This is a genomic window from Blautia marasmi (assembly GCF_900258535.1).
Classification (GTDB): Bacteria; Bacillota; Clostridia; order Lachnospirales; family Lachnospiraceae; genus Blautia; species Blautia hominis.
In genome coordinates this window covers 148,036-167,209 of the sequence record NZ_OIWX01000001.1, presented here as the reverse complement: position 1 = coordinate 167,209, position 19,174 = coordinate 148,036, and the positions used below count along the sequence as shown (strand labels likewise).

The 19,174-nt window shown below is 43.0% G+C and carries 18 protein-coding genes and 1 tRNA gene; 13 read left to right on the top strand and 6 right to left on the bottom strand.

Features of this window, described 5'->3' with window-relative positions:
• The 3 genes from C6P39_RS00715 (at nucleotide 1) to efp (ending at nucleotide 2,679) form a co-directional block, all read left to right on the top strand.
• Nucleotides 1-1,359, top strand: a complete 1,359-nt coding sequence (locus tag C6P39_RS00715; protein WP_095174094.1) for a citrate/2-methylcitrate synthase — start codon at nucleotides 1-3, stop codon at nucleotides 1,357-1,359.
• A 164-nt stretch (nucleotides 1,360-1,523) separates the two neighbouring features.
• On the top strand, nucleotides 1,524-2,036 hold the full coding sequence (locus C6P39_RS00710) for a YqeG family HAD IIIA-type phosphatase (RefSeq protein WP_095174096.1): 513 nt from the start codon (nucleotides 1,524-1,526) through the stop codon (nucleotides 2,034-2,036).
• A gap of 85 nt (nucleotides 2,037-2,121) precedes the next feature.
• Nucleotides 2,122-2,679, top strand: coding sequence for an elongation factor P (gene efp, locus C6P39_RS00705; protein ID WP_065541024.1), 558 nt, complete (start codon nucleotides 2,122-2,124; stop codon nucleotides 2,677-2,679).
• A 165-nt stretch (nucleotides 2,680-2,844) separates the two neighbouring features.
• Here the strand turns inward: efp and C6P39_RS00700 are convergent, their stop codons facing one another.
• Both C6P39_RS00700 and C6P39_RS00695 read right to left on the bottom strand, forming a co-directional pair.
• Nucleotides 2,845-3,525 (bottom strand): ImmA/IrrE family metallo-endopeptidase, encoded by a 681-nt coding sequence (locus C6P39_RS00700; protein ID WP_104802441.1) that lies wholly within the window; start codon nucleotides 3,523-3,525, stop codon nucleotides 2,845-2,847.
• Between the two features lie 17 nt (nucleotides 3,526-3,542).
• Complete coding sequence (locus C6P39_RS00695; RefSeq protein ID WP_104802440.1) at nucleotides 3,543-3,863, bottom strand: helix-turn-helix domain-containing protein; 321 nt, start codon at nucleotides 3,861-3,863, stop codon at nucleotides 3,543-3,545.
• Between the two features lie 549 nt (nucleotides 3,864-4,412).
• Between C6P39_RS00695 and C6P39_RS00690 the strand changes: the two genes are divergently transcribed.
• From C6P39_RS00690 to C6P39_RS00675, 4 genes are all read left to right on the top strand, one after another.
• Nucleotides 4,413-4,646 carry a hypothetical protein gene (locus C6P39_RS00690; RefSeq protein ID WP_157123439.1) on the top strand — a complete coding sequence of 78 codons (234 nt, stop codon included), beginning with the start codon at nucleotides 4,413-4,415 and terminating at the stop codon, nucleotides 4,644-4,646.
• 317 nt (nucleotides 4,647-4,963) lie between these two features.
• Complete coding sequence (locus C6P39_RS00685) at nucleotides 4,964-5,854, top strand: DUF5688 family protein (protein ID WP_095174104.1); 891 nt, start codon at nucleotides 4,964-4,966, stop codon at nucleotides 5,852-5,854.
• 125 nt (nucleotides 5,855-5,979) lie between these two features.
• A tRNA-Arg gene (locus C6P39_RS00680) sits at nucleotides 5,980-6,052 on the top strand.
• A gap of 67 nt (nucleotides 6,053-6,119) precedes the next feature.
• Nucleotides 6,120-7,040: an SH3 domain-containing protein gene (locus C6P39_RS00675; protein ID WP_104802439.1), complete on the top strand. Its 921-nt coding sequence runs from the start codon at nucleotides 6,120-6,122 to the stop codon at nucleotides 7,038-7,040.
• Nucleotides 7,041-7,131: 91 nt separating this feature from the next.
• Here the strand turns inward: C6P39_RS00675 and C6P39_RS00670 are convergent, their stop codons facing one another.
• A complete protein-coding gene (locus C6P39_RS00670; RefSeq protein ID WP_158661414.1) occupies nucleotides 7,132-8,760 on the bottom strand; it encodes a polysaccharide deacetylase family protein in 1,629 nt (542 codons plus the stop codon).
• 228 nt (nucleotides 8,761-8,988) lie between these two features.
• Between C6P39_RS00670 and C6P39_RS00665 the strand changes: the two genes are divergently transcribed.
• The 4 genes from C6P39_RS00665 to metA are packed head-to-tail and all read left to right on the top strand — an operon-like array spanning nucleotide 8,989 to nucleotide 14,211.
• A complete protein-coding gene (locus C6P39_RS00665) occupies nucleotides 8,989-9,726 on the top strand; it encodes a pseudouridine synthase (protein WP_104802437.1) in 738 nt (245 codons plus the stop codon).
• A 1-nt stretch (nucleotide 9,727) separates the two neighbouring features.
• Nucleotides 9,728-11,683, top strand: a complete 1,956-nt coding sequence (ligA, locus tag C6P39_RS00660) for an NAD-dependent DNA ligase LigA (protein WP_104802436.1) — start codon at nucleotides 9,728-9,730, stop codon at nucleotides 11,681-11,683.
• Between the two features lie 17 nt (nucleotides 11,684-11,700).
• The gene (gene cls, locus C6P39_RS00655; protein WP_330406988.1) at nucleotides 11,701-13,260 is read left to right on the top strand and encodes a cardiolipin synthase; all 1,560 of its coding nucleotides are present in this window, start codon (nucleotides 11,701-11,703) and stop codon (nucleotides 13,258-13,260) included.
• 30 nt (nucleotides 13,261-13,290) lie between these two features.
• On the top strand, nucleotides 13,291-14,211 hold the full coding sequence (gene metA / locus C6P39_RS00650; RefSeq protein ID WP_095174116.1) for a homoserine O-acetyltransferase MetA: 921 nt from the start codon (nucleotides 13,291-13,293) through the stop codon (nucleotides 14,209-14,211).
• 421 nt (nucleotides 14,212-14,632) lie between these two features.
• On the opposite strand, the gene C6P39_RS27820 is transcribed toward metA, so the two are convergent.
• The 3 genes from C6P39_RS27820 to C6P39_RS00640 form a co-directional block, all read right to left on the bottom strand.
• On the bottom strand, nucleotides 14,633-14,926 hold the full coding sequence (locus C6P39_RS27820; RefSeq protein WP_242986847.1) for an immunoglobulin-like domain-containing protein: 294 nt from the start codon (nucleotides 14,924-14,926) through the stop codon (nucleotides 14,633-14,635).
• Entirely contained in the window at nucleotides 14,910-15,134 is a 225-nt protein-coding gene (locus C6P39_RS27815) for a hypothetical protein (RefSeq protein WP_242986845.1), read from the bottom strand. The genes C6P39_RS27820 and C6P39_RS27815 overlap by 17 nt, the downstream gene beginning before the upstream one ends.
• A 754-nt stretch (nucleotides 15,135-15,888) precedes the next feature.
• Nucleotides 15,889-16,206, bottom strand: a complete 318-nt coding sequence (locus C6P39_RS00640; protein WP_104802435.1) for a DUF6061 family protein — start codon at nucleotides 16,204-16,206, stop codon at nucleotides 15,889-15,891.
• Nucleotides 16,207-16,651: 445 nt separating this feature from the next.
• Between C6P39_RS00640 and C6P39_RS00635 the strand changes: the two genes are divergently transcribed.
• Nucleotides 16,652-17,071: a YjdF family protein gene (locus C6P39_RS00635; RefSeq protein WP_104802434.1), complete on the top strand. Its 420-nt coding sequence runs from the start codon at nucleotides 16,652-16,654 to the stop codon at nucleotides 17,069-17,071.
• Between the two features lie 300 nt (nucleotides 17,072-17,371).
• On the top strand, nucleotides 17,372-18,880 hold the full coding sequence (locus C6P39_RS00630; RefSeq protein ID WP_104802433.1) for a catalase: 1,509 nt from the start codon (nucleotides 17,372-17,374) through the stop codon (nucleotides 18,878-18,880).
• Nucleotides 18,881-19,174 lie beyond the last annotated feature (294 nt).

Below are 19,174 nucleotides of genomic sequence, written 5' to 3'. Positions count from 1 at the left end.
ATGGGATTTAATATGAAAGTAACACCTGAAATCGAAGCCCTTACAAAGATTTGCGAGGATCACAGCAAGATGGACGTGTCCCTCTATGCGAAGTATGATGTAAAGCGAGGCCTGCGTGATATCAATGGAAAGGGCGTTCTTGCCGGACTGACCCAGATATCCAACATAGTCTCGAACAAAGAAGAAGACGGTAAATCAGTTCCCTGTGACGGAGAGCTGTACTACAGAGGCATCAACATTGAAGAACTGACCAAAGGCTTTTTACAGGAAAAGCGTTTTGGATTTGAAGAAGCTACATACCTGCTGTTATTCGGAACGCTTCCAACACAGGAGCAGCTGGACGATTTCTGCAAGATTCTTGGAGATCAGAGATGCCTGCCGCGGAATTTTGTCCGCGATGTTATTATGAAGGCTCCCAGCAGGGACATGATGAATACCCTTTCAAGGAGTGTTCTCACCTTATATTCCTACGATACGAACCCGGAGGACATATCACTTCCTAATGTACTCCGTCAATGCATCAATCTTATCAGTATTTTTCCGATGCTGTCCGTTTACGGATATCAGGCGCACCGCCATTATAACCAGAACAAGAGTTTATATATCCATCATCCGAAAAAAGAGTTGTCCACAGCAGAGAACATTCTCTTAATGCTGCGGCCGGATAAGAAATATACGCCGTTTGAAGCTACGATTCTGGATTTGGCTCTGGTACTGCATATGGAACACGGTGGTGGTAACAACTCTACCTTTACCACACATGTGGTTTCTTCCTCAGGAACAGATACTTACTCTGCCATTGCGGCAGCTCTCGGTTCCTTAAAAGGACCGAAACACGGCGGAGCCAACATAAAGGTTGTCCGTATGTTTGACGATATGAAGAAGCATGTAAAAGACTGGAAGGATGAGGGAGAAGTGTCCGATTACCTCAGAAAACTGCTCCATAAGGAAGCCTTTGATAAGAGAGGCCTGATCTATGGTATGGGGCATGCGGTATATTCCATTTCAGATCCCCGTGCGCAGATCTTTAAAAAGTTTGTAAAACAGCTTGCAGAAGAAAAAGGAAGGCAGAAAGACTATCAGCTTTATGAGATGGTAGAGCGTCTGGCTCCTCAGATCATCGGACAGGAACGCCATATCTACAAAGGTGTCAGTGCTAATGTGGACTTCTACAGCGGATTCGTTTACAGTATGCTGGAGCTTCCGCTTGAATTATATACACCGATGTTCGCCATTGCCAGAATTGTGGGATGGAGTGCACACCGTATGGAAGAGTTGATCAACACAGACAAGATTATCCGTCCGGCCTACAAAAATGTGCTGGAGACACAGCAGTATACAACTCTCACGGAAAGATAATACAAAAAGAATTGACAAACACCAGGGAAAACTGTTACCATCACGGTATACCACAGCACATTAAAATGCGGAAGCCGTGATGAAGATACGATTTTCAGGGAACGCGGCAGGGGATAGAAGCCATGCCGCGTTTTATTGTGCATACAGATAGGAGAGAATTAGAAATGTTTCGCACCTTTTTTCCGGATGAATATCTGGACTCCACATACGTCATAGATTTTGAAAAATTATATGCACAGGGGTACAGGGGCCTGATCTTTGATATTGACAATACCCTGGTGCCTCACGGGGCCCCTGCAGATGAGCGGGCAAAAGAATTGTTTATAAGACTTCAAAAAATCGGATTTCAGTGCTGCCTGCTGTCAAATAACCGGTATGAACGGGTTTCTTCCTTTAACAAGGATGTGCAGGTACATTTTATCGAGGATGCCCATAAGCCTTCCAGGAAAAATTACAGAAGGGCCATGGAGCTCATGGGAACTGATCTGAACACCACCGCATTTATTGGGGATCAGCTTTTCACAGATGTTTACGGTGCTAAAAGAACCGGCATGCACAATATTTTAGTGAAACCAATTCATCCAAAAGAGGAAATTCAAATAGTTTTAAAACGGAAACTGGAAAAAATTGTTCTTTATTTTTACAGGAAAGACCAAAGAAAGCGAAAAAACAGTTGAAAAATCGGATGAGGTATTATACAATGGAGTACAGTGGAAAAAGAGATGCTTTTCCAATGGAAGAATTTAAGGAGGAATATTCATTATGATATCAGCAGGAGATTTTAAAAATGGTCTCACTCTGGAAGTTGATGGCAATGTAGTACAGATTATGGAATTCCAGCACGTAAAACCTGGAAAGGGTGCTGCTTTCGTTAGAACAAAATTAAAAAATGTTATCAACGGCGGAGTTGTGGAGAAGACATTCAGACCTACTGAAAAATTCCCGCAGGCACGTATTGACCGTGTGGACATGCAGTATTTATATAATGATGGTGATTTATATTACTTTATGAACAATGAGACATATGATCAGATTGCCATTGACAATCAGACAGTAGGCGATGCTCTGAAGTTTGTAAAAGAAAATGAAACAGTAAAGATTTGTTCCTATAACGGAAATGTGTTCGCGATCGAAGCACCGTTATTCGTTGAACTGGATATCATTGATACAGAACCTGGATTCAAAGGCGATACAGCTCAGGGCGCTACAAAGCCGGCTACAGTTGAGACTGGCGCGGTTGTATATGTACCGTTATTCGTTGATCAGGGCGATAAGATCAAAATTGATACAAGAACAGGGGAATACCTGTCCAGAGTATAATTAAAACTGGTAAAACCAAGGCCTGGAAAGCTAAATTTCCAGGCCTTTGCTGATTTCGGCCTTCTGATCATAGAAGCTGCCTTCATGGCGGGCGCGCTGCCTATACGGCTATGAGTCTAAGTTAGCTGCAGCCATTGTTATCTCAATGATATTATGGAAAAATTGTCAGCGGGATGTGGAGAAAAAATGATATTCTTCCCCCTGCGCCCAAACGTCATCCAGATGGTTTTCTCTAAGAAAAGATAGTTTTTGGTCGTATTGTTTCATCTGCAGCTTCCGTCTTTGCTGCTGTCTGCGGAGACGACGCAGGAAGTTTCGATGAAATTCATCCAGGGGAAACAACCAGTCATCCAGTTCTCTATCAACTTTTATGGTTTCTCTCTGCTTCCAGGTATTATACGCCTGTACCGCTTTGTTGGAAGCCGCATATGACAAGCCGAAACGGAAGTGGATATCTTCTGCATTTTTACAGCCATAATGGCGGATGGCAACCCGGGGAGCCAGTATATTACTGGCAAAGCAGTCAGCGGTGTCCTCATTTTCCGGATCTTCACCTGTGTGCTGAAAGACACAGTGAGCCAGTTCGTGCATGAGGGAGAAGCGTATACGGCCTTGGACTGCTTTTTCGTTATAGGCTATAATACGGTTCCTCTGGTCACAAAATGCGTCATTAGAGGCTGAGATACAGAGGGCATAGATTTCCGTATTCAATTCTTTTAATCTTGAATATGTAATGGTTCTGAATTCATAATGCTTCAGGATGTCAACACAGGGAATGGGAAACTCCTTAATGCCGCATTCTCTGTAGACTTCCAGAATCATTTCTGCTATATAAACATAATCCAAAATAAACCGCTCCTAAATTACTCATCTATTTCGGACAAAAGCTGTATCAGGCGAAGTTTCTGTTCTTTTGACATTTTCTTTCCGTTTCTGGCTATGAGAAGTTCCACGTCATCGTAAGTTGGAGCGGGTTTCTCAAGTTCTCTGTGCACATCGTCAAAGTCATCCAGTGTAAGTCCAAGAACCCGGGCAATGGCTTTGAGGGTTTCCAGCTTTGGATCCCTTGTAACTCCGCTTAATATTTTGTCGAGTGTTCCTTTGGGAACACCGGATCTCTCGGAAAGCTCTGCAGTAGTCATTCCTAATTTCTTTTTATATTCCTCGATTTTTTCAAGACCCATTTCAGTATCCTCCTGTTAATCAGAGTTTACAGCCGTCAACGGAAAAAATCAAGAAAAAACAGTTGACTATAGTAATTAACGGTGATAATATAAAGAAATAGATAACCGTTAACGGAAAAATACAGTAGATACAAACATATGTTCGATAAAGGCATTATACCTCAAAGGTGCAGCAATGTCAATAAGAACTGATAAACCATCCAGTGAACATGATCTTAGTGTGGAATCTTTTACATGTCTGCACGGCGAGGGAAGAAAGCGGAGTGGTTTGACTGATGAAATGGGGTATATGGCATAATAGGCACTGATCACTGCCCGGACAGAGTTCAAGGGGGGATAAAAAGGAGGGCCGGGTACGCAATGACCCGGCAGTATGAAAAAGAAAAGATATATGAAAAAGGTTCTTGGCCTTTGTTAGCTATAACTATAAAGGAGAAATGTGAAGAAACTGTGGTGAAAAATTAAAAGAAGTGTGAAAGAAATGAAAAGAATTATGATAGCGCGAAGATACAGTATAAAGTTTAAAAAGGAATAGGAGAGATGACCGTTTTGGAATATTTAAAAAATATAGGTGTTGAGGAAAAAAATATGGGTATTAAAGTAAATGACCTTCCTAATTACATAGAGCACCCTGTATGGGACAGTCGTACCGGACGATGGCTGATCATCAAGTCCGTAGTATATGAGCAGGAGACGGCAAAGGTATATGCAACAGACGGAAGCTGCCGGGAAGTGCCTGTCGGTATGGGAGAGACCTGGCTTTGGAGAACCGAGGGACAGTAACTGTCCCTGGTCCTTGGGGCTTATAGATACTGAAGCATAATAAAATAAAAAATGGCAAAAAATGGCTTGAAAAAGCAAATGAATTCCTGTATAATGATATTTACATTTTTACAAAGATATAGCAATCCTATATCATCTTTCCTGCACGTTCGTGCAGTATTTTCCAATTGCAGAAAACAGAATATTTTTGGACTGTCAAAGGGAAGGGTCTGTCCATTTGCAGTCCTTAAATAGAAAGGACAGTATTGCTCACTGTCTGTTACACCTACACGGCAAAAAGCCTGCAGGCAGCAAAATGAAGAAAGAGAGGTTTACAGATGGACTACAACACATTCAAACAGGAGATACTCACCAGCCTGAAAAAAGAGGCAGGGGAAAAGATGGTCACTCTCCACAGAATCGAGAAAAATAATGGAAAGATTCTGGATGCTGTCACCATTATGGAGAGCGGCACACACATTGCGCCTACCATATATCTGGCAGATTTTTATGACTTTTTCAGTCATGGCATGTCTCTGGAGGAGGTGACACTCAAGATCCTGGAGCTTAACACAGAAAGGCAGGTGGAGGAAACAGAATTTCAGAATGCCGGATTTGAGGATTACAAAAGAGCCAGGAGCCATATCTGCTACAAACTGATCAACTTGGATATGAACAGGAAGCTTTTGAAAAATGTACCCTACATTCCATACCTGGACCTGGCTATTGTGTTTTACTACAGGCTTGAGGAAGAAGTTTTAAACGGGGCGAATTTTCTGGTTCATAACTGCAATCTGGAGTCCTGGGGGATTACGCTGCAGGACATATATGAGGATGCGCATAAAAATACAAGCCGCAGACTCCCCTTTACACTTCAGGGAATGGAAGCGCTGATCCGGGAGATGACAGGGGAAGAAGAACTTCTATCCTTTGGCTTTCAAAAAAGAGAGCAGATGTATATCCTTACCAATGAAGAAAAATATTTTGGCGCTGCAGCGCTGCTCTATCCTCATGTACTTTCTCACATCAGCAGGCTTCTGCACTGCAATTTCTATGTGCTGCCCAGCAGCATTCACGAATGTATTCTTGTGCCCGATTCCGGGCAGTTTTCCAAAAAAGAATTGGAGACAATGGTCAGAGAGGTCAATGAGACCCAGGTGGAGGACGAGGAAGTCCTTTCCCAAAATGTTTATTATTATGACGGTAAAAAGGGAGCATTAATCCTGTAAAAGTGGGGGATAACCGCCGAAAACTGCTGGTTTTCGGCGGTGTATGCCCAAATTTCCGTGTAAGGCTTTACAATTTCAGAAATATGTGGTAATATACTAGGGATGTCATTTCTAGGAAGACATATGCACTCGTAGCTCAGGGGATAGAGCAGTGGTTTCCGGTACCACGTGTCGGGGGTTCGAATCCCTCCGGGTGTGTTTGGTGCTTTGGGGAAAAGCATTGGAATAAGGGAATGAAGGGTAACAGTCTTGAAGGAGGACAAGGATGTTAGACAATTTCAGAGAATGGCTTTCAGACAATCTGAGGTATATTCTTCTGGGTCTGGCTATTTTGGTCGTTCTGGTGGTTCTGTTTTTCGGTATTAGGGCCCTGACGGGCGGTTCTTCAGAGAAAGAGAAGAAGCCGGATGCACAGACAGAGCAGCAGAAAGGGTCTGACGATACCAAGAAATCGAAAGATTCTGATGCTGATGCAAAAGCACAGGACGAAAAAAAAGAGGATGAAAACTCTTTGGAGAAAAATGCATACCCTGAAGTGAATTCTTTGATTGATGCATTTTATACAGCTTGGGGTGAAAAGAATGTTGACCGTATGAAAGAACTTGCGGACAGTTTTGACGCCACAGATGAAGCAAAAGTATTAAATGCAGCTTATATTGAAAGTTACAGTAATATCAATGTATATACAAAAAAAGGCCTTGCAGAGGACAGCTATGTAGTATTTGTTTCCTATGATTTGAAGTTTACGGATGTAGCCACACCGGCGCCGGGACTTGCACAGCTTTATGTGATCAAAAAGGACGACAAGTATATTATCCATAATGACAAGAATGATACCGAAGTCAATGAATATATTGACAAGACCAATCAGGATGAGGATGTGAAAAAGCTGATCAGTGAGGTGGAGACCAATCTGAACAAAGCTATGGAATCAGATGCAGATTTGAAAGCATTTGAGGAGCAGCTGGGACAGGAAACCAGTTTGGCTTCCATGGCGGATAATGGTGCTGAATTGACCACACAGGATGTCTGTAATATGCGTGATGAAGCAGGGACAGACGGAGAGATTCTCCAGGAACTGCAGGCAGGAACAAAAGTAACAAAGATTGATAATGCAGAAGACAATTGGATTAAAGTGGAGTATAACGGGCAGACCGGATATATTTACGGAGATTTATTACAGTAAATAATAGAAAGCACCCTTTTAAAAATTCCTATTCACAGAATGAAAACTGCTGTACAGTGAAATGAATCGCTGTACAGCAGTTTTTGTGTTTCTATCTTATAGCGCCGTATGCAATGCCGCCGTCGAGCGTGATTCCTTTGGCTGCTGCCAGTTCGCTGACAGTGACCATCTGGAAACCTTTGGCTTTTAGCGCCGGTACAATCATATCTACTGCGTCGGCAGTTGGACCGTGAATATCATGCATGAGGATCACATCCCCGTCCTGAGCTGCCATCACTGCATCGTACGTGCTCTGCGCGTCTCTGGTCTTCCAGTCCAGCGTATCTACAGACCACAGGACCATGGGAAGGCCCACGTTTGCTTTGGTAGTGGAATTGTAAGCACCGTAGGGAGGACGCACCAGGGTAGCACCACGGCCCACGATATCTGCTATATTACTGTTAGTAGAATTTACCTCATCCTGTACACCTGAGGCGTCCAGGGAAGCCAGACTTACGTGGTCATATGTGTGGTTGGCCAGCTCACAACCCATACGGTCCATCTTTTTGACTGCGTCAGGATAATTCGGAACATTTTTTCCCAGCATGAAGAACGTTGCTTTTGCCCCATTGGCCTGCAGGGTATCTAAAATCCGTTCCGTGTATTGTCCGGGACCATCATCAAAAGTCAGGGCAACCATAGGGCCGGAACCGGCAGCGGCAGTTTTTGCCGCTGCTTTGCTGTCCCAGACACCATTGTCCTTCAGGAAATAGGCTTTGCCGTCAACTGTGATCCATCCGGTAGCCATACTGCCGTCTTTGTTCAGATAGTACCAGTCTTTTCCTATCTGCAGCCAGCCCGTCTTTGCAGTACCGTCACTCTTCAGGTAATACCATTTTCCGTTGTCTTTCACCCAGCCTTTACCTGCCAGTGTACCATCTTCGTTCAGATAGTATCGCTTGTCATCCACTGTCACCCAGCCGGTCTGAGGCTTGCCGTCCTCACCAAGGTAATACTTCTTGCCGTCTTTTTCTTCCCAGGCGTTTGTGACCATCTTTCCGTCACTGTCAAGGAAGAAGTTGGTGCCGTCAGAGGTGATCCATCCGATCATCATGGCACCGTCCTCGTCACGGAAGTAATACCAGGCATCTTCAATTTCCTTCCAGCCAGTGCTGATGGTTCCGCTGCTGTCCAGATAATAACGGTTGCCGTCACGCTCTGCCCAGCCGGAGGCCATGGAACCGTCCTCCTGCAGATAATAGCTTTTGCCGTCCACGTCTATCCATCCGGTAGACATGGTCCCGTCATCCTTCAGATAGTACCACTTTTCGTCATTTTTGACCCAGCCGGTCTTAGGAACTCCGTTTTCATCAAGAAAATACCAGGATTCTCCTTCGGGCTGTACCCATCCGGACGCAGGAGTGCCATTTTCCTTCAGGTAATACCGCTTACCCTTATCGGTAACCCATCCGGTTTTTACATACCCTTCATCATCGAAATAATAACGGGTACCGTCAACCTCACGCCAGGTGCTCTTAATGACAACACCGTCGTGATAGACGAATTTCCTGCCGGAGTCATTATAGACCCAGTGGTCTTCCTTCAGGGCTTCCTTCTTGTTGCTGTAGGTGTCCATGCTGGTCTTTACCGCAGTAAAAATATACTTGGGTACAAAAATCAGCACGGCTCCCAAAATGCAGGTTAGCAGAAGGATGCCCGCGGTTTTCTTTTTGTTTTTCATTACATTAACCCCTTTGTATTTGATATGTCCGGCTGTCATGAAACCGGGCACATTCATAAGTACACGTTCTCATTATACTATCGCAGTGGAAGGGTTGGCAAGGCGCAAACCGAAAAATTGTCGAAATAACTGCTTAAGATATCTTAAAGGCAGGAAAAGCGGACGCTTTACTTGCGGGCAGAACTTGTGATATACTCTTTATCATAAATATATAAAGGAACTGAAAGTATGCGTCTGAATAAATATTTGAGTGATGCCGGCATCTGTTCTAGGCGGGAAGCAGACCGTCTGGTTCAGGAGGGAAAAATCCTGGTGGACGGGAAGGCTGCTGTTCTCGGGATGCAGATTGAAGAGGGGCAGGAAATTCTGGTGAATGGAAAAGCGGTTCGCCGTGAAGAAAAAAAAGTGCTGCTCCTCTTTCACAAGCCAAGAGGCATCGAGTGTACAGCCAATCCAAAAATAAAAAACAACGTGATCTCTTATATAGATTACCCAATTCGGATATATTATATAGGCAGGCTGGATAAAGATTCTGAAGGCTTACTGCTCCTGACAAACCAAGGTGAACTGGTGAATAAAATGATGCGGGCCGGAAACTGCCATGAGAAAGAGTATCTGGTGACTGTAGATAAACCTGTGACGGAAGATTTTATTAAAAAAATGTCAAAAGGTGTTCCTGTTTTAGGAACTGTGACGAGAAAATGCCGGGTAGAAAAGACCGGTGAGAAAACGTTCCGCATTATCCTGACGCAGGGGCTGAACCGCCAGATCCGGCGAATGTGTGAATATCTGGGATACAGAGTAAAACGGCTGAAACGGATCCGTGTCATGAATCTGGAGCTGGGGGACCTGCCGGTTGGACAGTACCGGGAGGTTGAGAAAAAGGAACTGGAGCATTTGAAAAGTCTCATTCAAGATTCTTCGGAGACAACTGTCATAAGGAAAAATGAACGGAGGAAAAGGTAACATGGATAAGACAGCGAGGATGAAAGAGCTGATTCCTCTTTTGAATGAAGCGGCAAAGGCGTATTATCAGGAAGACAGAGAGATCATGAGTAATTTTGAATATGATAAACGCTATGATGAGCTGGTGGAACTGGAGCGGGAGACAGGGATAACCCTCACCGGAAGTCCAACGGTATCAGTGGGATACGAGGCTATGGATGAACTGCAGAAGGAAGCGCATGAAAGCCCCATGCTCTCTTTGGACAAGACTAAGGACGTGGAATCCCTGCGGGAGTTTATCGGAGCGCAGAAGGTGCTGCTGTCCTGGAAATTGGACGGGCTGACCATTGTACTCACTTATAGGGACGGCAGGCTTTCCAAAGCGGTTACCAGGGGAAATGGCGTAGTGGGAGAAGTGATCACCAACAATGCCAAAGTGTTTAAAAATATTCCGCTGCAGATTGCCCACAAAGGCGAGCTGATCCTCCGCGGTGAGGCCATTATCACGTATTCTGATTTTGAAAAGATCAATGAACAGATCGAGGATGTGGATGCCCGATACAAAAATCCGAGAAACCTATGCAGCGGCTCTGTACGTCAGTTGAACAATGAGATCACAGCGAAGAGAAATGTACAGTTTTACGCATTTTCACTGGTCCGTGCAGAGGGTGTGGATTTTGAAAATTCTACCCGAAAGCAGTTTGAATGGCTGGCCGCGCAGGGATTTGATGTGGTGGAGTACAGGATGGTGACCGCAGATACCCTGGATGATGCTATCGCATATTTTTCAGATAAGATTGTCCACAATGATTTTCCGTCGGACGGTCTGGTCGCCCTTTATGATGATATTGCTTACGGCGATTCTCTGGGCAGCACTGCAAAATTTCCGAGAAATGCCTTTGCATTTAAGTGGAAGGATGAGATCCGGGAGACTACCCTGAAAGAGATAGAGTGGAGTCCTTCAAGGACTGGCTTGATCAATCCGGTGGCAATCTTTGAGCCTGTGGAACTGGAAGGAACCACCGTGAGCAGGGCCAGTGTACACAATATCAGTATCCTGAAGGATTTGGAGTTGGGGATTGGGGACAAGATTCAGGTTTATAAGGCAAATATGATCATTCCCCAGATCGCAGAGAATTTGACAAGAAGCGGAGACCTTGAGATCCCTCACGTCTGTCCTGTCTGCGGGGAGGAAGCCAGAGTGCTGAAGACCAACGATGTGGAATCCCTGTACTGCATGAATGCGGAGTGTCAGGCAAAGAAAATAAAATCTTTTACCCTGTTTGTAAGCAGGGATGCCATGAATATTGACGGGCTTTCAGAGGCAACACTGGAAAAATTTATCCTAAAAGGATTTATAAAAGATTTTGGAGATATATTTGAAATTGAAAAATATAAAGATGAGATTGTTTCCATGGAGGGGTTTGGCCAGAAGTCATATGACAATCTGATCGCCAGTATTGAAAAAGCTTCCCACACCACACTTCCCAGATTGATATACAGCCTGGGAATCTCCAATGTAGGCATTGCCAATGCGAAAGTTATCTGTAAGGAATTTCAATATGACCTGGATAAGATCATACATGCAACACCGGAGGAAATCAGCAGCATTGAGGGCATCGGTCCGGTCATTGCAGGTACCTTTACAGAATATTTTGCAGATGAGGAGAATATAGCAAAGCTGGAGCACTTGCTGTCCCATCTGACCTTTGAGGAGATGAGAACAGAGAGCGCACAAAGCCTGGAAGGAAAACAATTTGTTATCACGGGAAGTGTGGAACATTTTGCAAACAGGGCACAGCTCAAAGAATATATTGAAGAGAGGGGCGGTAAGGTCACGGGAAGCGTGACTTCAAAGACAGATTACCTGATCAACAATGATACCACATCCTCCTCCTCCAAGAATAAGAAGGCAAAGGATTTGGGAATCCCCATTCTGTCAGAGGAGGATTTCCTGAAGCTTGCAGGGGAAGCGTGACAGAAAGAAGGTAGGAAATGCAGTCTGAGGAGATGAAAAAGAAAGGGCTGAAAGGTGTTAAGACCATTATTTTCGGCAGAACGCTGATCGTGATCTTTGCCTTTTTGATTCAGTTTGCACTGATCATCGCCAGTTTTATCTGGCTGAGAGATTACAGTTTTTATGTATATGCAGGATTTGTGGTCCTGGGCGTGCTTGTACTTCTGCATCTTTTCAACAGCCGGGGAAACCCTGATTTTAAGCTGGTCTGGATGATCCCGGTGACAGTAGTTCCTGTATTTGGGGCCTTGCTCTATCTTTATATCAACAGCCAGCCGGGAACCAGGATGATTTACCAGAGGCTTCAGCACCTGGGAAAATTCACAAAACAGTTTGTGACCCAGAAAGAAAAGGTGAAAAAGGATCTGGAGCGGAAGAACCCTCAGATGGGGCATCTGGCTTCGTATTTGATGGAGTACGGTACCTGTCCGGTCTATGAACACACGCTTGTGACTTATTTTCCGCTGGGGGATGAGCAGTTCCCAGCCATGCTGAGAGAATTAGAGAAGGCGGAAACCTTTATCTTCATGGAGTATTTTATCCTGGAAGAGGGATATATGTGGAATACTGTGCTGGAGATTTTGAAAAAGAAAGTCAAAGAAGGTGTGGAAGTCAGAGTCATGTATGACGGCATGTGTGTGCTGGCACTGTTGCCTTCTTTTTATCCGAGGATACTGGAGAAAGAGGGGATACAGTGTAAGATGTTTGCACCAATCAAACCATTTTTCTCACCGCATTATAATAACAGAGATCACAGGAAGATCCTTGTGATCGACGGTAAAACGGCATTTACCGGCGGGACTAATCTGGCGGATGAGTATATTAATAAGAAGGAACGTTTCGGCCACTGGAAGGACACGGCAGTCATGCTGAAGGGCGAGGCAGTGGAACGCTTTACCTTCATGTTTCTGGAAATGTGGGGCGTGTCAGAGCGTGGGGACCTGGAGTATGAGCCATACCGGACCCCCGCCAATCTGCAGATGCCCAATGACGGATATGTCATCCCTTATGATGTGATGCCATATGGTTATGAGCGGACTGGAAAACAGGTATATCTGGATATATTGAATACGGCACAGAACTATGTACATATCATGACACCGTACCTGATCCTGGATCATGAGATGATTCTGGCTCTGGCCTATGCCGCAAAACGTGGTGTGGAAGTCTGCATCATCATGCCTCATATTCCGGATAAAAAAACTGCTTTTGCCCTTGCGAAGACCTACTACAATGAGCTTTTGGAGGCCGGTGTTGAAATCTATGAATACACGCCCGGATTTGTCCACGCCAAAGTTTTTACTTCGGATCACGAGAAGGCTGTTGTGGGTACTGTGAATATGGATTACAGAAGCTTTTATCATCATTTTGAGGATGGAGTTCTCTTTTATCGAAACTCCCAGATCCCCTATGTGGAGCGGGACTTTCAGAATACGAAAAAGAAATGTGTGAAGATTTCAGTGGCAGACTATAAACGCCTGAGTCTTTTTACCAGGATCATGGGAAAAGTGTTGCGTATCTTTGCGCCCCTGATGTAAAGAAAAATAATAAAGAAAGAAGGAAGAAAAATGCCCATTAAAATACAAAGCGACTTGCCGGTTAAGGAAATACTGGAAAAAGAAAATATATTCGTCATGGATGAGGGACGTGCAGTCCATCAGGATATCCGTCCTATCCGAATCCTGATTTTAAATCTGATGCCGCTCAAGGAGGAGACAGAACTGCAGCTTCTGCGTTCTTTGTCCAATACGCCTCTGCAGGTGGATGTGTCCTTTATGATGGTTGCAACCCATGAATCAAAGAATACGGCCACCAGTCATCTAAATAAATTTTATGAGACTTTTGACCAGGTAAAGGCTCATAAGTTTGATGGGATGATCATAACAGGCGCACCGGTGGAACAGATGGAGTTCGAGGAAGTGGACTACTGGGAAGAGTTAAAAGAAATCATGGAGTGGACGAAAACTAATGTTACTTCCACAATCTATCTGTGCTGGGCTGCCCAGGCAGGACTTTACTATCATTATGGGCTGGAGAAGAAAATGATGGACCACAAGGTGTTCGGTCTTTTCAGCCATAAAGTGAAAAACCGTAAGGTGCCGCTTGTGCGTGGATTTGATGATGAATTTTTAGCTCCCCATTCCCGTCATACAGAAGTGACGGCGGAGGATATCCATGCCTGTGAGGCTCTGACTGTGCTGGCTGAATCGGAGGAAGCCGGGGTATTCCTCTGCATGGCAATGGATGGGCGCCAGATCTTTGTTATGGGGCATCCGGAATATGACCGCGTGACTTTGGACGGGGAATATAAGAGGGATAAAGGGAAAGGGATGGATATAAAGCTTCCGAAGAATTATTATCCTGAAAATGATCCGGATAATAAGCCTCTTTTGTTGTGGAGAGCTCATGCGAATAATTTGTATACGAATTGGTTGAATTACTATGTTTATCAGATTACGCCTTATGATTTGGAGGGGACGCCGTTCTAAACCGCTTAAAATGGGAATTTTTTAGAGGGGAAAATACAAGTTGCGAAGAAATGATGTATTTTCTTATAAATTCTTATGTTTGCTCGGAAAATTGGTAACAGAATCGAATGGTAGTGTGATGTTATAATATAATAATTAAGACTTTAGAATAAGTCTGTATGTTTATTATGTGAGCATATAGGCTTATTTTAGTGTCTTGAACCTGTAATGTATACTTTTAACTGCTGCCCCACATAGAATCGGATAAATTACTCAAGAAGTTACAAAATATAGACATGTAATATGATTTTCATATACAGATGTTAAGGGGAAAATTACATACCGCATGATGCGATAGAGAGAATGAAACCGGTATTTCTTTTATATTGAAGAAAGGAGAGTGTTCAGGCCACTCTCCTTGATGTTTAACAACCCTCTATATCTAATCCATATAAAATTCACATGAAAGTATATAAGTATCATAATTCCAATCTTTAGAATGCTCAAAGTAAGCAAAATCTTTTATTAAACGATAATGACCTGATGGGAGGATACCATAATATTTTTTTATGTCATGGGTTAGTTCTATGGATTCTCCCGGCTTAATAATTGATTCAACTTCATTATCTTGTGTTGGGTCTTTTTTCTGCTCAAGCTGATACCATTTGCCAGATACTTCTACTTCTATTTCAAAGTAATTTTTTGAATATTGATAATCTTTATCGGATTTTTTCAATTGTAAATGTTAGCTGCTCTAAGTTATCAGCCGAATCCAGTGTGAGCTGCAGATCAGATAAGGTGTTTATATCTTCCACCTTTCCATAAGTAGATTCCGCATAATTTTCAGATATATCTGTTGTGATATCTTCTGTTTCAGCTGAACAGCCTGTTAAAAGTATATTAAAGCATAGTAATCCTAATAATGACAGTGTTGCTATTCTCATCAATTCCCATCTCCATTCATTAATGATATGGTCATTTTATACTTAACATCTAAAGAATAAAATATTGAAAATTCAAATTTTTTCTAAAGATTTTAAGTAAGCAAATAGATATACCAGTAATAACTGTTATGATGGGAAACTAATAAAGATGTATTAGTTATAAATCTCTTGCTCCTTTGGTTGGTTTTACACAGAGTATATCTTACAGAAAATAGATAATAATTATCAATGTTAATTCTAAAAGACCTATTCATTAATGGTTTTTACAAGTATTTTACAGTATTATGATTGCGTTTTTTTACAGCAATGCCGTATTCTATAAAAAAGAAAAATCAACTTAATGGAAAGGGAAAACTTAATGAAACCAAAGAAATGCAGAAGTATACTAAATGGACTTGCATTTGTAGCAATTGAGATAGTTTTTTTATCATATATCCCCTTTTTAAGTTCGATTCGTAGGGAAATGATTACTGTAGCAACATTACTTATAATTAGTGATCTTATTTTTGGATTTATTTTTTTACGGTGTCCGTACTGCAAAAAATTATTAAATTTTCGATGGTCGTCACAAAGCATTTGTCATAACTGTGGGGAGAGATTAGATGATTATAACTTGAAATTATAGGTGCTAAGTTTGCAAGGTATTGTTTCTTCAAGTAAATCTACTGTTTAAGTACTTTAGAATTTATTTCACAAAAAGGAAAGGGGGCGAAAATAAAATAAAAAAATTTCAATGAATTAGTACCAAGGACTGTCAACCAAAATATGAAGGAGGGGCTGAGTTATCCAAGATAGCCTCCTCCTTCATATTTCTAAAACTCCCACTTCTTACTTGAAAAAGTGTTAACGAATCTTCCGCATCTACCCACATCTGCAAATTACCATCAAGATATAATCTTGTATATTCTAGTGGTTCGTCTATCCCTAATGAAGTCAGCGCATACTCTGTTCCGGGTGTGGTTTTTAAATTTTTCTCAGCTTCCCAACAATCAATGCGAAGCATATATCCTGCACTGGTGTAAATATCTATGCTATTGCGATGAATATTGTATTCTGCATATATTGTTCTCATCGTATTTTATCTCCATAATCTTTTTAATCAGGTCAAAAATAGAAGAGACTGGTATATTATGGGAAATGCAAGTAAAATCCTTCCAGAAGTTGCTTGATAAATATCAGGATTTTGAGACAAATCCGGTTACACTTGATACCGTAGAACGGCTCTCGGCAGACCTGCTACCGATAGAGAAATTAAAACAATATCTATCATGACAACATGCCGTGAAAGGTGGCACAATTTATATAAATACGTTATACTATAAATGCAAAGATAAAAACACAACGTATGGCAAAGCCATACAGACCCGGCCGGTAGTCCGGGCGCAGTCAGAGCTGGCAAATGGCTCAGTCTGTAAGTAACCTTCCTCCTTAGGTCGTCCCTTCTTTGCCGGACATGTGCAGCGATACACGGAAGGTATTCTTCACAGTCCATTAAAACATTTCAAGGAGGAACGATTATGGACAGAATTTCGATAACAGTGAAGGTGTTTTTTCAGGACCCCTTTTGGATTGGCCTGTGTGAACGAACAGACAACGGAGGCCGCTCTGTATGTAAAGTTACATTTGGGCCGGAGCCAAAGGAGTATGAGGTACAGGAATTTATCAGTCAGAACTGGTATCGTTTAAGTTTCAGTCCGGCTGTTGCCGAAGCGGAGAGAAGAACAGAGTACAGGAATCCGAAAAGGATGCTGCGTGAGGTGAAAAAGCAGATGAACCGGACAGGCATCGGCACAAAAGCCCAGCAGGCTCTGAAGCTCCAGCATGAGGAAAACAAAGAGAAACGCAAATCCTTTACCAAAGAGAAAAGGGAAGAGGAGGAGCAGAGAAAATTTGCTCTTAGGCAGCAGAAAAGAAAGGAAAAGCACAGAGGAAGATAATCTCTTGTGCATTTCAAAAAGGCTTGAAACGGGGATCCGTTTCAGGTCTTTTTGTGTATTGGGTGATACATGTTTGAAATGTATGATATTTGAAAAAATAAAAAATATAATGTATATTATGACGAAATGTGATATGATGAAAGAATGACAATGTGTGATAGAGTTACAGAAAAACAATTAAATATATGTTATAAATATATAAATAGCACAAAATGTTAAGGAGCATAATAAAAACATTTACCACGATACACTAGTTACCTTATTGATCACGGAGGTGTCTGAAGAAAAGGAGATTGAAGCATGGAAGAAAACAAATGGAAACTTACGAATGAGGCAGGTGCGCCTGTGGCAGAAAATGAGCATTCTCTGACAGCCGGCTCAAGAGGTCCGGTAGTTATGCAGGATGTGTGGCTGATGGAGAAACTGGCGCATTTTGACCGGGAAGTCATTCCGGAGCGAAGAATGCATGCAAAAGGCTGGGGTGCCTACGGAAAGCTGACGGTTACCCATGATATTTCCCAGTTTACAAAAGCGAAGGTTCTGCAGCCGGGAGCAGAAACAGAGCTTTTTATCCGTTTTTCTACGGTGGCTGGAGAGCGCGGAGCAGCGGACGCAGAACGTGATATCCGTGGTGTGGCCGTGAAATTTTACACGGAAGAGGGAAACTGGGATTTGGTTGGAAACAACACGCCCACATTTTTCCTGCGTGATGTACATAATTTCCCTGATTTAAACCGGGCAGTAAAGCGGGACCCCAGGACAGGCATGCGTTCTGCGCAGAACAATTGGGATTTCTGGACACTGCTTCCGGAGACATTCCATCAGACTACCATTGTGATGTCTGACAGGGGAATCCCGGCATCCTTCAGGAATATGCATTTTTATGGTGAGCATACATATTCTTTTTATAATGAAAAAAATGAACGGTTCTGGTGTAAATTTCATTTCCATACACAGCAGGGAATCAAAAACCTGACAGATGATGAGGCAGAGAAAAAATGCGGTATGGATCGGGAGAGCCATGGACGTGACCTCTTTGAGACCATTGAGCAGGGCGATTACCCCAAGTGGACCATGTATGTACAGATCATGACAGAGGAACAAGCGAGAAACCATTATGAGAACCCCTTCGATATTACAAAAATTTGGAAGCACAGAGAATATCCCCTTATAGAAGTCGGCGAGCTGGAGCTGAACAGAAATCCGGAAAATTATTTTGCGGAGGTTGAGCAGGCCGCTTTTACACCGGCCCACGTAGTGCCGGGTATTGGATTTTCACCGGATAAGTTTCTGCAGGGACGGTTGTTTGTATATGGGGATGCCCACAGATACCGCCTGGGAGTCAATTACAATGAGATTCCGGTAAACCGTGCAAAATGTCAGGTCAATGATTATCACCGGGATGGCGCCATGCGTGTGGACGGTAACTATGGAAGAACACCGTCATATTCCCCCAACAGTGCAGGGATATGGTCCTCGCAGCCGGAAGTGATGGAGCCGCCCCTGGATTTAGAGGGAGCCATGTATGCCTATGATCCCACGGATGATCCTACAGATGACTGCTTCAGGGCGGGAGGTGATTTGTGGCGTATCATGGAGGAGGAGAAAAAGGCTCTTCTGATTGAAAACACGGCGCGCAATATTGCACCGGTGACTGAAAATATAAAATATCGTCATGCAGTACATTGTTTCTGGGCGGACGCAGAATATGGTGAACGGATCTCAGAGGCCATGCATTTGGATCTTGACAAAGTAAAGGAACTTGCAAAAGGGAACCATGACAGCTTAATTCGGGCAACCTTAAAGTAATGGAAAACAGCCATATGAAGCAGTGAGAAATAGAAGAGTGGAGGATACAACAGCACAGGATAATACAACAGGTCATATCAGGAGGCGCAGAGGGAGATTCCCTTTGCGCCTCCTGTGTTATTGAGACTGGGGCAACTGTAATCCTCCTGTTTTGCTGCATATAAAAAATGAATTTTGTTCTTGCTTTTTTATTTTAAATAGAGTATAGTGGATATAAATATTTTTGTCTTTCGGAAAAAGACAAATGACTTTTCCTGAAAGACAAAACAGAAACAAATCACATTATGGTCAAAG